Raw genomic sequence first — 14,294 nt, forward strand, 5'->3', positions numbered from 1 at the left:
AAAATGATATTTTACGGTATTCGTCTATGTCTCAGCCACCCCCAATTGTACTTTCTTTCGCTGCGAGCGACTCCAGCGGTGGCGCCGGTATTCAGGCTGATATCCTCACTCTGGCGAGCATGGGTTGCCATCCGCTATCAGTGATCACCGCCATTACCATACAGGATACCGCCGGGGTAGACAATGTGCTGGCGCTGGATCCCGAATGGGTAACGGATCAGGCGCGCGCGGTTCTAGAAGATATGCCGGTACACGTGTTCAAAATGGGCATGCTGGGTAGCGTGGAAATTATTACAGCCATCGCCGAAGTAATCTCGGATTACCCCAACATACCGCTGGTGCTGGACCCGGTGCTTGCGTCGGGCCGCGGTGACGAACTGGCCAGCGATGATATGCTGATAGCGATGCGCGAGCTGTTGCTTCCACAAGTCACGATCATCACACCCAATAGCCTGGAAGCACGTCGACTCGCGCAGGATGATGACGATGAAAACGATATGCCGGGTTTGAGTCAATGCGCAGACCGGCTTTTACAGATGGGCTGTGAATATGTGCTGATTACCGGAACTCATGAAAATACTTCTCAGGTGGTCAATAATCTATACGGAACCGGTGGTGTCGTGCGTACCGATTCCTGGCGCCGATTGGAGGGTTCCTACCACGGGTCGGGCTGCACACTTGCTTCCGCAATCGCCGCCGCGCTTGCCAATGGCCTGCCCATGGCTGAGGGTGTATATGAGGCGCAGGAATATACCTGGCAATCGCTGAAAGCCGGATTTCGCCCGGGTATGGGGCAGTTTCTGCCAGACCGGTTGTTCTGGGCTCGCGATGAGCCCGATACCACGGATGTGAATAAGGCAGGATGACACGGCCGAAAGTTGACGGCTTGTATGCGATCACCCCGGATATTGCCGATACCGCAAGCCTGGTTAGCATGACGCGGCAGGTACTCGCGGGAGGAGCCCGCCTGATCCAATATCGTAACAAGACAGCGAATGCTGTGCTGCGGTTGGAACAGGCCCGCTTGCTTGCCAGCCTCTGTCGCGAATTTTACGTACCTTTGATCGTTAATGATCATCTTGACCTCGCCGTCGAGGTCAACGCCGACGGCGTGCATGTGGGACAGGGCGATGCCTCAATTGCTGAAGCGCGGCGCAAGCTGGGGGATGGAAAAATCGTTGGGGCTTCCTGTTACAACCGGCTGGAGCATGCGTTCGAAGCCGAGCGTCAAGGTGCGGATTATGTGGCATTCGGCGCTTTTTATGTTTCCTCAACCAAACCCGGCGCAGTACGGGCATCCATGGATCTGCTGCGTCGCGCGAAGGCAACACTCTGCGTTCCGGTTGTCGCTATCGGAGGCATTACGGCGAGGGCTGCCGGAGAGCTGATACAGGAAGGCGCCGTTGCCGTGGCCGTGAGCAGCGCCTTGTTCGAAGTCCAGAACATTCAATCCGCGGCTGAAAGTTTTGCCGGATTATTCAACCGAAACTGTAATTCCATTACTCACTAGCATGGGCTATTAAATGATCTCTCGTAATCAGCAGCTATTTGAACGCTCCCAAAAATATATCCCTGGCGGCGTTAACTCACCGGTGCGTGCCTTCAAATCGGTGGGGGGTACGCCTGTGTTTTTCCGGCGGGGAAAAGGCGCCCATGTATGGGATGCGGATGACAAAACCTATATCGATTATGTGGGCTCCTGGGGTCCACTGATTCTGGGTCACGCTCATCCCGAGGTGATTGAAGCGGTAGAGGCAGCGGCACAAAACGGCTTGACTTTTGGAGCACCCACGGAGGCGGAACTGGAAATAGCGGAACTGCTGTGCAAGCTGGTTTCTTCGATTGAGCAGGTGAGACTGGTGAGTTCGGGTACGGAAGCCACCATGAGCGCCATTCGACTGGCGCGAGGCTATACCAGCAGGAACCGCATCATCAAATTCGAGGGTTGTTATCACGGCCATGATGACGCCTTGCTGGTAAAGGCAGGTTCGGGCGCCTTGACTTTCGGCCATCCGAGCTCCGCCGGAGTTCCTGAGGAAACCGCCTCCAGCACCATGGTGCTGGACTATAACGATCTCGCTGGAGTGGAACAGGCATTCAACCAGTTTGGCGATAAAATTGCCGCAGTCATCGTCGAACCTGTCGCGGGCAATATGAATCTGGTCGCGCCTAAGCCCGGTTTCCTGGCAGGAATACGTGAGCTATGTACAAAACATGGCAGCGTATTGATCTTTGACGAAGTGATGACGGGCTTTCGGGTGGGATTGGAATGCGCCCAGGGGCTTTTCGGCATCAAACCCGATCTCACCACGCTCGGTAAAGTGATCGGCGGCGGTATGCCGATGGCTGCTTTTGGCGGCAGACGAAACATTATGCAATGTCTGGCTCCGGTGGGAGCGGTATACCAGGCAGGTACGCTTTCGGGTAATCCTGTTGCGGTGGCAGCCGGGCTTGCAACCTTGAAACAAGTGCAAGCACCGCGATTCTATGAGAACCTTGCGGCCAGTACCCGTCAACTCACTGAAGGTCTCGCCGGCGCAGCAAAAAAACACGATATCGATTTTTGCGCGCAGGCGGTGGGAGGCATGTTCGGCCTCTACTTCCGGAATAATTTACCGTCCAGTTATGCCGAGGTGATGGGTTGCGATCGGGAAGCGTTCAATCGCTTTTTTCACGCTATGCTCCGGGAAGGCATCTACTTTGCTCCCTCGGCATTCGAGGCCGGGTTTGTTTCCGCGGCCCATGGTGAAACTGAAATCAGCGATACGCTGGCTGCAGCTGAACGGATATTCAGTGCCTGGAGTCTGGAATCAAGAAATGGATAATTGCAAAATCGCAATAAAAAGCGGCTTGGGTCAGACCGCTTTTTTTAACACAGGCTCAACGCAAGCCGGCAATAAACTCGGAGACTGTCCGCATTTCCCGTTCGCTCATACGCGAGGCGATCATATGCATCACGTTATTGGGATCTTTAGTGCGCTCTTCGGTACGGAAAGCGCGTAACTGGGCCAGCACATACTCCCCGTGTTGCCCGGCAATACGCGGATAGCTGGGTGGAATGCCAACCCCGTTGGGAGAATGACAACCGGCACAGGCGGGCACGCCGGTCTCCAGATTGCCCCCGCGATATATTTTCTCACCCTGTTCCGCCAGCGGCTTGTCCTTTGCTCCTACAGGTTTTGGAACTTGTTGAGCATAGTAAGCGCCAAGATTCTTCATATCTTCCGCTGAAAGCGGCGCCACCATTGCGCCCATAATCGGGCTCGCGCGCTCTGGCGGCTTACCCTCTTGAGACTTGAAATTCTCCAGTTGCTTGGTGATATACTCGGCATGCTGGCCGGCCAGGCTTGGATTAGTTGGGATGACGCTATTACCGTCCGGGTTGTGGCATCCCGCGCAAACCTGCGTCGCAATTTGCTGGCCTTTGGCCGGGTCGCCCTTGGTCTTGCCAGTTCCCGGAGCAGTTTCGGCGAAAATATGATTGGATAGGGCCAGTATGGCCAGTGCGATCATGCTTGAAACCAATTTCATGCCACGCATTCCTTGATGCTCCGGAAGAAAAGTCATAACCATGCCATTAACATTGTATTTTATCAAGACGGCGACTGGTCCACAACAATAAAGTTCTGGCATGCTATTCGTTACGCTAGCCCGAACCTTGGTATTGCACTTACCTTATTCTCCGCGATTATTTTGCAGAGAAACATGGCTGTCAAAAATCGGGTGAATCTACCCGTAAAACTTTAATTAGTCCGCGGAGGTTCCTTAAAAACGGGCTTTACGTTTAATTCCCGTTTACTAATGAGACCGCCGCCTGTGATGGTAGCGGTTCGTGAGCCGATCGCCGCGGGCAATTAAAGATTAAAGGCGCGACTATGCAAGAGGTGAGTTATACAAGTACCTAAATAATAAACTGGACCACAATCTGAACTGGACCACAATCGAATCTGCAGGGCCGCCACAAAGAAAGGAGAGATCGGGGGAAGATCACGGAAGAAATGTGGAGGGAAAGGAGAAACCGGATAATTAGTTTGCTATAAAAAGAGAGACTATACAAAAGAAAGACTTGTGTAACATATAAAGCCAAAAAAAATGAAAATATTGTTTTTCTTGCTGCTATTTTTTAACGTCGCGCTCGCGGCCTATATTCAATTGAAACCGGACACAAGCGGTGCCCTGCAATTGCCGACTGAACTTCAACCAGAAAAAATAAGGTCGGTATCCCAGTTCACCACTTGTCTGGAGTGGGGCAATTTTATTGAAGCCGATCTGCCGCGCGTCCAAGCCGCGCTTGCCGGCCAGCAGTTGATCGACAAAATAAATCCGCAAACCACCGGCAAAGTTCCGGTGTTTTGGGTGCATATCCCCCCGCTCAGGAGTAAATTTCATGCCGAGCGAAAAATCGAGGAGCTGGAAAAGCTAGGGGTCACAACCCATACCCACGTTCAGGATAACAATAAATGGAATAACGCCATCTCTATGGGGTTTTTTCAAAATATAGAAGATGCTCAGGCTTTTTTGGGGGCGCTCAGAAGCAAGGGCGTAAGGTCGGCCATCATCGGCGCCCGCAACCTGGAGCAGATGAAATTTGTTATCGCTGAACCGCCGCAGAGCGTGGTCGACAAGATGGTAGAGTTGAAACAGGCATTCCCCCACACCGAGCTTAAGACCATCAAGTGCGAGTCCACCAATAATAAAGTTTGATAAGCATTGAACCTGGATCCGGCAGTTGACCGCTCATCTTTCAGTTGGAACTGATTCGCAAAGATTTTTTGCGCGCCTGACTTTCACCTTTTTTGCCTTCATTTCTTTGGTGAGTTCGCTACAGGGCGGATTGGAGGGTTTTTGCGGCACATAGCTGCGTTGCAACTCCTCGGAATGGGCGCTGCTCCCCCCCGCAGAGCGTCGCCCAGTGGAACCCGCGAAGCGGGGATCGGTCGGCGTGGGCGATGATCCCGTGCATACCGCGATCGCTTATGGTATGCCCCGGGGCGCCCGTATCCCGCTGCGGGGTCCCACCTTCCTAGGGAAGGCACTGTTGAAGGCGCTGCTCCGCCCTTCGCGGTGGCCCCTTCAGCGTTATTGCGCTTTGCCCTGCACCCCAAAAGCCGCTCACATCAGCCTGTCCAACTACCGCTTTAGGTGATAATCGCCTGGGCGCGACGGGTCGATTGCCTTAACTATCAAAACGGGGGTTCGCGCTCACACGTCATTGCGTCACCCGCAGCGACCAGACTTCGTGATTCTCCGATCTATGCTCCATGCCGGATGCAGATCTTGCAATACGATGCGGCAGCCCCCATCATATAATTCTACTTATTCTATTTAAAAAGCTATTTATGACGGTGCCTCTCAAGTCCCAGGAAGAGATAGAGAAAATGCGCATAGCAGGCAAGCTCGCGTCGGAGGTGCTGGATTACATCACGCCTTTCGTCAAGCCGGGCATTACCACCGCTGAGCTCGATACACTGTGCCACGATTATATGGTCAATGTGCAGGATACAATTCCTGCTCCGCTCAATTACGCTCCGCCGGGCTATCCGCCTTATCCTAAATCGATTTGCACTTCCGTCAACCATCAGGTGTGCCATGGTGTACCAGGTGAAAAAAGGCTTAAATCCGGCGATATCCTCAATATTGACGTGACCGTCATCAAGGACGGCTATCACGGCGATACCAGCCGCATGTACTATATCGGCGAACCGGGGATCCAGGCCAGGCGGCTATGCGAAATTACTTATGAGTCGATGTGGCGCGGTATCGAAGAGATTAAGTCAGGCAAGCAACTGGGCGATATTGGCCACGCCATCCAGCGCTTCGCGGAAAGTCATGGGTACAGCATAGTGAGAGAATTTTGCGGCCACGGTATCGGCGTAAAATTCCACGAGGAGCCGCAGGTGCTTCACTATGGCCGCGCCCATACCGGGTTGAAGCTCGAAGCCGGAATGATCTTCACGGTTGAGCCCATGATCAACGCAGGGAAAGCCCCGATACGTCAAATGGCCGACGGCTGGACTATTGTAACCAAAGACCATAGTCTGTCCGCCCAATGGGAACATACCATTTTAGTCACGGATTCCGGCTATGAAGTGCTGACGCTATCCGCTGGCTCACCGCCGAAACCTGCATTCCGCGTCTGATGTCATGCGTTCCCGCAAGGCCATCGGAAAGTCCCGGAACAATTCCCTAGAAAATCCCTTGAAAAATCCTTTGGATATGGAAGTGATCAAGGAGAAACTCCTTGAGGGCCGAGAGCTGTTGCGCCAGTGTTATTCCGAAAACCGGGATGGCTCGGCCTTGCTAAGAGGCCACGCCAAACTGATCGATGGTATCCTGCGTCGGGTCTGGCATGACATGGCCATGCCCAAAGGCATCGCGCTGGTAGCGGTAGGCGGCTATGGGCGCGGACAGCTTTTCCCCCACTCGGACGTGGATTTGCTGGTGCTATTTCCTTCAGTAGAAGGTAGCGCCCACGAAATCGATAGCGCAACCAGAGCCCGGCTGGAGCATTGGGTAAGTTTTTTATGGGATATCGGACTGGAGGTTGGTCATAGCGTTCGCACGCTCGCCCAATGCATGGAAGAGGCGGCGAAGGATATTACGGTACAGACCAGCCTGCTTGAAGCCCGTCAGCTTGCGGGACCCGGCTCGTTGTTCAGGAAATTCTCGCGCGCGATGCAAGATACGCTTGAGCCACACGCATTTTTCATGGCGAAGCAGCTTGAGCAACAACAACGGCACGGTCGTTATCATGACGCGATTTATAATCTTGAGCCTAACTTAAAAGAAGGTCCCGGCGGCCTTCGCGACTTGCAGAATATTCTGTGGGTCAGTCGCGCTGCGGGGCTGGGCAAATCCTGGCGGGACCTTGCTAAACATGGGTTCATCACTTATCGCGAAGCGCGCCTCGCGCATTGTCATCAAGCGATCCTGCAAGATTTCCGTATACGGCTGCACTATCTTGCGGGGAGGCGGGAAGACCGGCTGGTATTCGATTATCAGACGTCTCTTGCCGAAGAGCTTGGCATAGCCGCCAAACCGCCGCGCCATGCCGTGGAAGTACTGATGCAGCGGTATTATCGCGCCGCCAGAGGGGTAACACAGATCAACGCCATCCTGCTGGTCACTATACATGCGGAGATTTTTCCCGCTTCGCGCGAAGTTCCGGTTGTCATCAATGAGCGTTTCCAGAAGCGCGGCGAATTGCTGGAGGTGCGCGATGAAGCTACTTTTCGCCAGAATCCAGGTGCGATTCTGGAAAGTATACTGCTGCTGCAACAGAACCCCGACTTAAAAGCTCCGAGCGCAGCGACGCTGCGAGGGATGTGGCGGACGGCGTCGCTGATCGATTCGGCGTTCCGGCGTGAACCGCGCCACCGCGCCATGTTCATGGAAATCCTGCGCCAGCCGCGCGGGTTGACCCGCGAACTGCGCCTGATGAACCGGTACGGCATCCTCGGACGCTATCTGCCGGCTTTTGGCCGCATTGTCGGTCAGATGCAACACGATCTGTTCCACGTCTATACGGTGGACGAGCATATTTTAATGGTGGTACGAAATCTGCGCCGCTTCATGGCGCCGGAATTTTGTCATGAATATCCCCTATGCAGCCGGCTTATCGGCGAATTTGAAAGACCTGAAGTGCTCTACCTGGCCGGACTGTTCCATGATATTGCCAAGGGACGCCACGGCGATCACTCAAAATTAGGCAAGGCCGATGCCAGGCGTTTTTGCGAACAACACGGGATGCTGCCAGAAGATGTCGAGCTGGTTACATGGCTGGTGGAAAATCATCTCATCATGTCCATGACGGCGCAGAAAAAAGATCTGTCCGACGTGGACGTCATCGCAGAGTTTGCCGGGCGGATGGGGGATGAGCGCCACCTTATAGCCCTTTATCTTCTCACGGTTGCAGATATCCGGGGCACTAGCCCAAGGGTGTGGAACGCGTGGAAAGGCAAATTGCTGGAGGATTTGTTTTGGGCAACACGGCGGCATCTGTGCGGTGAGGCAGCCCAAACTGCCGGGATGCTGGAAAATCGCAGAAACGAGGCGCTGGAACTACTGCGACGCGACGATATACCCGCCGAGGTGCATGAACAGCTCTGGTCGGCGCTTGATTCCAGCTATCTCCTGCTGCATGAACCGGAGGAAATCGCCTGGCACACACGGCATTTGCGCCACCAGATCAAAGCTTCCGCAGCGGTGGTAAAGGCCCGTCTGGCGCCTGCTAAAACAGGGATCGAGGTGCTGGTTTATACCGCCGACCAGAAGGATTTGTTCGCCCGGATTTGCGATTTTTTCGATCACAGCGATTACAACATCGTTCAGGCCAAAATTCATACCACCCGGCATGGTTATGCCCTCGATACATTCCTGGTGTTGGACTCCGCCAACATGACGGAGCGCCACGGCGACATACTAGGCTTTATCGAACATGAACTGGCAGGGCGACTACAGCAGGAGGAACCCCTTGAGCCTCCACCGCGAGGGCGCCTGAGCCGGCACCTCAAGCATTTTCCTATTACCCCGGAAGTTGACATTGAGTCGGATGAAAAAGGCGTGTTCCATATCTTATCGATCGTTGCGGGCGACCAGCCGGGACTGTTGTCGCGAATCGCGCAGGTGCTGGTGCAGTTTGGCGTAAACGTCCATAGTGCAAAGATTAATACCTTGGGCGAACGTGCCGAGGACACGTTCCTGGTTACAGGAAATATATTGAGCGAAGCGAAAACACTGATCCACTTGGAAACACAGCTGATAAAAGCGCTACAAACTTCACGCGAAACAGCCGGGGAATCTCTGGAAAAAAATGCCGCGGAGCCGATCGCTGAAGACGTGCATAAGGGATTCACTGAGGCTCATAGCGATTCATTGGCACTCGCTGGGGCTCGGTAAGCGCATCGACAAGGAGCCTGCCGGTACTGTTCTGGCCGGATCCTCGTCTCACATCAACGCCTGCGCTCACGCTATAGCATCTGCTGGTGCATCCACTGATTCAGTTTCCGAAACCTCCATGCGGTTGCGCAGCAGGCGTGCAGCTGCAACCATCCGCTTGAGCGCCGTCACAACTTCAGGCCAGGTTCGTGTCTTCAAGCCACAATCGGGGTTAACCCACAACTGTTTCGGATCAATGACCGAACACGCTTTCTCCAGCAATTCCAGCATCTCTTCTGTCTGAGGAATTCGAGGCGAGTGGATATCGTACACCCCGGGCCCAATTTCATTAGGGTATTTGAATTGGCCGAATCCGTTCAGCAACTCCATACGTGAGCGCGAGGTTTCGATGGTAATCACGTCTGCATCCATATCCGCAATCGAAGGCAAGATGTCATTGAATTCGGAGTAGCACATGTGGGTATGTATTTGGGTATCATCCTTCACACCGGAACTGGATACTCGAAACGCTTCTACCGCCCACTTCAAATAAACGTTCCAATCCGCTTTTTTTAGCGGCAGTCCTTCACGAAACGCCGGCTCATCAATCTGGATCATCCCGATACCGGCCTTCTCCAGATCGGCGACTTCGTCGCGGATCGCAAGCGCCAGTTGAAGGGTCGTAATGGGGCGAGGCTGGTCGTCACGCACGAACGACCACATCAGCATGGTGATGGGTCCGGTTAACATGCCTTTAACCGGCTTTGTGGTCTGGCTTTGCGCATACTCAATCCAGTCCACTGTCATCGGTTCGGGCCGGTAAATATCCCCGTAGAGGATAGGCGGCTTTACGCAGCGCGAACCATAGCTTTGAACCCATCCGTTCTCGGTAAAAGCGTAGCCCCACAATTGCTCGCCAAAATACTCCACCATGTCGTTGCGTTCGGGTTCTCCATGCACGAACACGTCCAGCCCGATCTCCTCCTGTTTTTTTACCGCCAGCCGTATTTCATCGCGCATCGATTCCAGATACAGCAAATTGCTGGCTTCACCTTTCTTGAAAGCGGCGCGGACCTTGCGAATCTCCGGTGTCTGTGGAAATGAACCTATGGTTGTAGTGGGTAAAAGGGGCAGTTGAAAGCGTTTATGTTGCAGCAACCGTCGCACCGGAAACGGGTTTGCGCGTTCGCTATCGCTCCGCGTCAGGCGCTGAAGACGATCCTGAACGACCGGGTTGTGTATGCGCGGCGATTGCTGGCGCGCCTGCCTGGCTCGGGTAGAGGCGTTTAATTGCTCCTGTATTGCATCTTTCCCGTGGTTCAGGCCTCGTCCCAACGTCGAAATCTCGCTCAACTTCTGCACCGAAAAAGCCAGCCAGCTCTTGATCTCCTCCTCCAACCGCGTTTCCAGCGCGAGATCCACCGGGCAATGCAGAAGCGAACAACTGGGTGCAACCCATAATCGCTGCCCCAAAGTGGAGTAAGCGCGGTTCAGTGTCGAGAATGCTTGCACGAGATCCGCACGCCACACATTGCGTCCATCGATGATGCCCAGCGACAGTACTTTATCCTCCGGATAGCCGTCGAGAAAAGTATCGAGTTGATCGGGTGCGCGGCACAAATCGATATGGAGGCCACTCACCGGCAGCGCCTTCAAGCGCTCCGCATGGTTATCCACCGCTTCGAAATAAGTCGTTAGCAGCAACTTCGGCAATTTCGCACCCGCCTCATGCAAGGCGGAGTACGCCTGATCCAGGCCGTGTAGCCACTCGTCATTCAGGTCAAGCGCCAGCACTGGCTCGTCGATCTGGACCCACACCACGCCACGGAACGCGAGCTGAGCCAGGATGTCCCTATAAACTGGTAACAGATGCGGCAACAAATCAAGGCGACTGAAACCGGCCTTGGTTTCCTTGCCAAGATACAAATAAGTCAGCGGTCCGATGAGCACCACCTTTGGAGAGATTCCTAGAGCCTGGGCCTCGGCGACTTCCCTGAAGAGTTGGAGGGAATCAATGCGAAATGTCGTGTCCGCATCGAATTCAGGGACGATATAGTGGTAATTGGTGTCAAACCATTTGGTCATTTCCATCGCCGGCTGAGTCGCGGTTCCACGAGCCATGGCGAAGTAAAGATCCAGTCCGGTTTCGCCATGTTCCGGGGCGTTAAACCGCGCGGGCGCCGCGCCAAGCAATGCGGTCATGTTCAGCATTTGATCGTAGAGCGCAAAATCGCCGACGGGAATCAGGTCAATGCCTGCTTCCCGCTGCAAAATCCAGTGCCGCTTTCTGATTTCCGCCGCGGTGGCCCGCAGCCATTCATCATCGATGTCGCCGCGCCAGTATGCTTCAAGCGCGTGCTTCAGTTCTCGCCGCGCGCCGATCCGCGGGAACCCCAGGTTGTGCGTCAGTGCCATGATCGATCTCCTGTGTTTATACTCAATAGATCCAATGCAGATCCGTTGCAACAGTCCATGATTTTGTGGCAGACTAACTTATGAATCAAATGAAATCTTATAAAATATTAATGAATCTAATTCATATATATGTCGCTCTCATCAATACTTGAATTGCGCCATCTGCGTACGCTTATGGCCCTGCAGGAAACCGGCAGCGTATCGCGCGCTGCCAAACGCGTGCATCTCACGCAATCTGCATTATCACATCAGATCAAATCGCTGCAGGAACACTACGGGCTATCGATCGTACAGCGCCGGGGACAATCCGTCGAACTCACCGATGCCGGAAAACACCTGGTGACCCTCGCTGAAAAGGTACTGGAGGAGATTCAGGCGACTGAGCGAGGGTTGGCGAAATTGTCCCAACAAACATCGGGGAGCTTGCGTATCGTGCTGGAATGCCACACCTGTTTCGATTGGCTGATGCCCCTGATGGATGCGTTTCGCCAGCATTGGCCGGACGTTGAACTGGACCTCGTATCCGGATTCCACAGCGATCCCGTCAAGCTGCTGGAAGAGGGGGGCGCGGATGTAGTGATTGGGTCGGAATACAAGCCGCGGCGCGGCATTGTCCACCATCCGCTATTCCGTTTCGAAATTCTCGCGGTGCTGGCGCCGGAACACCCCTTACGCGCGAAACGGATATTGCACGCGACCGATTTCGCTGATGTAACGCTTATCACGTACCCGGTGCCGGAAGATCGTATCGATTTGATTCTCCATGTGCTGAAACCCGCCGGCATCCACCCGCTGCGGCGCACGGCGGAACTGACGGTAGCTATACTGCAACTGGTTGCCAGCCGTCGTGGAGTAGCGGCCCTGCCCAGCTGGGGTATCAAGAATTATGTGGATCACGACTACGTGATTGCTCGTCGCATCGGCACACAGGGACTATGGAGCGATCTGTACGTATCCACGCTAAAGGAAACGGCTTCCCGTCCTTATCTACGCGATTTTCTGACCACCGCCAGGAATACGTGCTTTGCAACGCTTGATGGAATCATTCCGCTGGGGTGACTTCACTGAAACTACACCGTCGTTAAAAATGAATTGAAACGGAAGAGAGGAGAACGAAAGGAGGAAGAATAGGAGAAATAGGAGAAGAAGGAGAAGAAGGAGAAGAGATGGGGGCAGTTCAGACAGCGATATAGATCAGGGGATAGGCAAACTCATGCGCAAACCAATGCGCAAAAAATCCTTGAGTTTCTCTACCCCTGATTTAGAGCAAGTTAATGCAAAGTCACAGCGGTTTCTTCTTCACCGAACAGGTTTGCACAGTAGTTCTCATAAATTCCATCCAGAAAGCCCCACAGCGCGTCACAGGCTCGGATAGTCGCGGCCAGAACTTCAGCCTGCTTCTCCGGGGTATCGGCAAAACGTTCGATCAATGCCCATTCCGCTTGTGAATGATGCACGTCGGCTTCCTGGTGGACAGTAAAGAACTCGTAACTGTTCGCGTCGTCCATTCCATAGAACTTTGCAAGCCCGTCAATTTTCACGGCGGCAATCGAGGGCACCTGCGATTCAAAAGCATGCATTGCAGCAAGACCGGCATAAAATGGCTGGTTCAGACAGATATCACGGAACGTTGAAACCAGCTTGGCTGTGGTGGGTAGAGCTGTTGCATTGGCCAGACTCTTGTCGCTCGAGCCCAAGGCCAGGGCAAATGTCTTCCACAAGGCGGGATGATTTTTTTCGCCGTACTCTTCACTAATCAGATTCCTCAGTACTTCCTGGCGCACGCTGATATCGCCGCTATTGGTTTCAGTATGAAGGTGCGGTGTGTTGAAATGTACCGCGCTCAAATAGGTGGGCTCCGCCAGGACATTATGAAAATATTGTTCCGCATAATGGCGCAGTTGCTCTTTGGAGAGCTTGCCCTCTGTCCAGGCAATATAAAAAGGATGCTTGAGCAAGTGTCTGGCATCAATGATGGAATCGATCTTTTGCTTAAGAGATACATTGGTTTTCATGGTTTTTCCTCTTGAACAGAGATGGTGGACGGTCGGCGTATCATCGCGAAATAATGACGCCAAGTCAAATTTTGATATGTGAATGGCAAGCTGGAACCCGCAAACAGCTTCCGGGTTATCAGTGGAGTACAACCGTGGCCTCATTTAAGATAGGCTCGGATGGGGATATCGAAACCCATAAAAAACGCCAGCCACAATCGTGTTGCGCCTTCTGATCCCCTATAATCACCTGGTTTTTACCAGTCGAGCTGCCAGTCCGGCCGGGCACCGCCGCCAATTCAGCGCTGCCCGGCAATCGCTGAGATTCAGGGACCCGTGAGAGTCTCTTTGAAAGTCTCTCCTCGCCTATACCATGGCTTTACATATCCGGGATATCCGATAACTTTATGGATGAGCAAACGAGCCTGTTCGCGCTGTTCACCAGCAGTTTCCTTGCCGCCACGCTGCTGCCGGGTGGTTCGGAAGTAGTGCTATTCGGGATCCTGACTGCTTATCCTCAGCTATATTGGCCTGCTCTAGGCGTGGCAACGTTGGGTAATACCTTGGGTGGCATGAGTTCTTATGTGATCGGGCGGCTGTTACCCGACGAAAAGACGCTCGTGAAAAAGTCGGGTGGAAACTTGCAAGGCCTCGAGTGGGTGCGGAATCATGGCAGCCCGGTATTGCTGCTGTCATGGGTACCTCTTATCGGGGATCTGCTATGTGTTGCTGCGGGATGGCTACGAATTAACTGGGTAGGGGCGATGTTGTTCATGGCCGCCGGAAAGTTTGCCCGTTACTGGGCGATTGCGGCAGCGATCAGCTCCTGATCTGCTTTAAAAGCATCGATTGCCCTGACAAAAAGCCGACGGAAGCTAATGATCACGCCGGCTTTTTTACTCTGCTGAGCTTGTTGCTCCACTGCTGCTCAATGCAGCCTATGTGGTTTTACCTATAGGCCGAGATGATTCCTGCCTGGACCCTGCCAACGACTCACTGCCAACCACT

11 protein-coding genes are annotated in these 14,294 nt (G+C 53.7%); 8 read left to right on the plus strand and 3 right to left on the minus strand.

Features of this window, described 5'->3' with window-relative positions; translation table 11 throughout:
* Positions 1-26 precede the first annotated feature (26 nt).
* From thiD to hemL, 3 genes are read left to right on the plus strand one after another with little or no spacing between them, the layout of a single operon-like run.
* A complete protein-coding gene (thiD, locus tag BMX00_RS13020; protein WP_090829454.1) occupies positions 27-866 on the plus strand; it encodes a bifunctional hydroxymethylpyrimidine kinase/phosphomethylpyrimidine kinase in 840 nt (279 codons plus the stop codon).
* Positions 863-1,510 carry a thiamine phosphate synthase gene (gene thiE, locus BMX00_RS13025; RefSeq protein WP_090829455.1) on the plus strand — a complete coding sequence of 216 codons (648 nt, stop codon included), beginning with the start codon at positions 863-865 and terminating at the stop codon, positions 1,508-1,510. Before thiD ends, thiE begins: the two co-directional genes overlap by 4 nt.
* A gap of 13 nt (positions 1,511-1,523) precedes the next feature.
* Positions 1,524-2,825: a glutamate-1-semialdehyde 2,1-aminomutase gene (gene hemL / locus BMX00_RS13030; RefSeq protein ID WP_090829456.1), complete on the plus strand. Its 1,302-nt coding sequence runs from the start codon at positions 1,524-1,526 to the stop codon at positions 2,823-2,825.
* A gap of 55 nt (positions 2,826-2,880) precedes the next feature.
* Here hemL and BMX00_RS13035 read toward each other — a convergent pair whose 3' ends face one another.
* A complete protein-coding gene (locus BMX00_RS13035) occupies positions 2,881-3,531 on the minus strand; it encodes a c-type cytochrome (protein ID WP_342707163.1) in 651 nt (216 codons plus the stop codon).
* Positions 3,532-4,092: 561 nt separating this feature from the next.
* Between BMX00_RS13035 and BMX00_RS13040 the strand changes: the two genes are divergently transcribed.
* The 3 genes from BMX00_RS13040 (at position 4,093) to BMX00_RS13050 (ending at position 8,898) form a co-directional block, all read left to right on the plus strand.
* Complete coding sequence (locus BMX00_RS13040; protein WP_090829458.1) at positions 4,093-4,704, plus strand: SPOR domain-containing protein; 612 nt, start codon at positions 4,093-4,095, stop codon at positions 4,702-4,704.
* Positions 4,705-5,339: 635 nt separating this feature from the next.
* Positions 5,340-6,140 (plus strand): type I methionyl aminopeptidase, encoded by an 801-nt coding sequence (gene map / locus BMX00_RS13045; protein ID WP_090829480.1) that lies wholly within the window; start codon positions 5,340-5,342, stop codon positions 6,138-6,140.
* Positions 6,141-6,216: 76 nt separating this feature from the next.
* Positions 6,217-8,898, plus strand: a complete 2,682-nt coding sequence (locus BMX00_RS13050; RefSeq protein ID WP_177171867.1) for a [protein-PII] uridylyltransferase — start codon at positions 6,217-6,219, stop codon at positions 8,896-8,898.
* A 66-nt stretch (positions 8,899-8,964) separates the two neighbouring features.
* On the opposite strand, the gene metE is transcribed toward BMX00_RS13050, so the two are convergent.
* Positions 8,965-11,292, minus strand: a complete 2,328-nt coding sequence (gene metE / locus BMX00_RS13055) for a 5-methyltetrahydropteroyltriglutamate--homocysteine S-methyltransferase (RefSeq protein WP_090829460.1) — start codon at positions 11,290-11,292, stop codon at positions 8,965-8,967.
* Positions 11,293-11,421: 129 nt separating this feature from the next.
* On the opposite strand from metE, the gene BMX00_RS13060 reads away from it, so the two are divergent.
* The gene (locus tag BMX00_RS13060) at positions 11,422-12,351 is read left to right on the plus strand and encodes a LysR family transcriptional regulator (protein WP_245728075.1); all 930 of its coding nucleotides are present in this window, start codon (positions 11,422-11,424) and stop codon (positions 12,349-12,351) included.
* Between the two features lie 212 nt (positions 12,352-12,563).
* Here the strand turns inward: BMX00_RS13060 and BMX00_RS13065 are convergent, their stop codons facing one another.
* On the minus strand, positions 12,564-13,307 hold the full coding sequence (locus BMX00_RS13065; RefSeq protein ID WP_090829461.1) for a 4-aminobenzoate synthase: 744 nt from the start codon (positions 13,305-13,307) through the stop codon (positions 12,564-12,566).
* A gap of 386 nt (positions 13,308-13,693) precedes the next feature.
* Between BMX00_RS13065 and BMX00_RS13070 the strand changes: the two genes are divergently transcribed.
* Positions 13,694-14,116 (plus strand): YqaA family protein, encoded by a 423-nt coding sequence (locus tag BMX00_RS13070; protein ID WP_090829462.1) that lies wholly within the window; start codon positions 13,694-13,696, stop codon positions 14,114-14,116.
* Positions 14,117-14,294: the final 178 nt, after the last annotated feature.

Source organism: Nitrosovibrio tenuis (assembly GCF_900109785.1).
Taxonomy (GTDB): Bacteria; Pseudomonadota; Gammaproteobacteria; order Burkholderiales; family Nitrosomonadaceae; genus Nitrosospira; species Nitrosospira tenuis_A.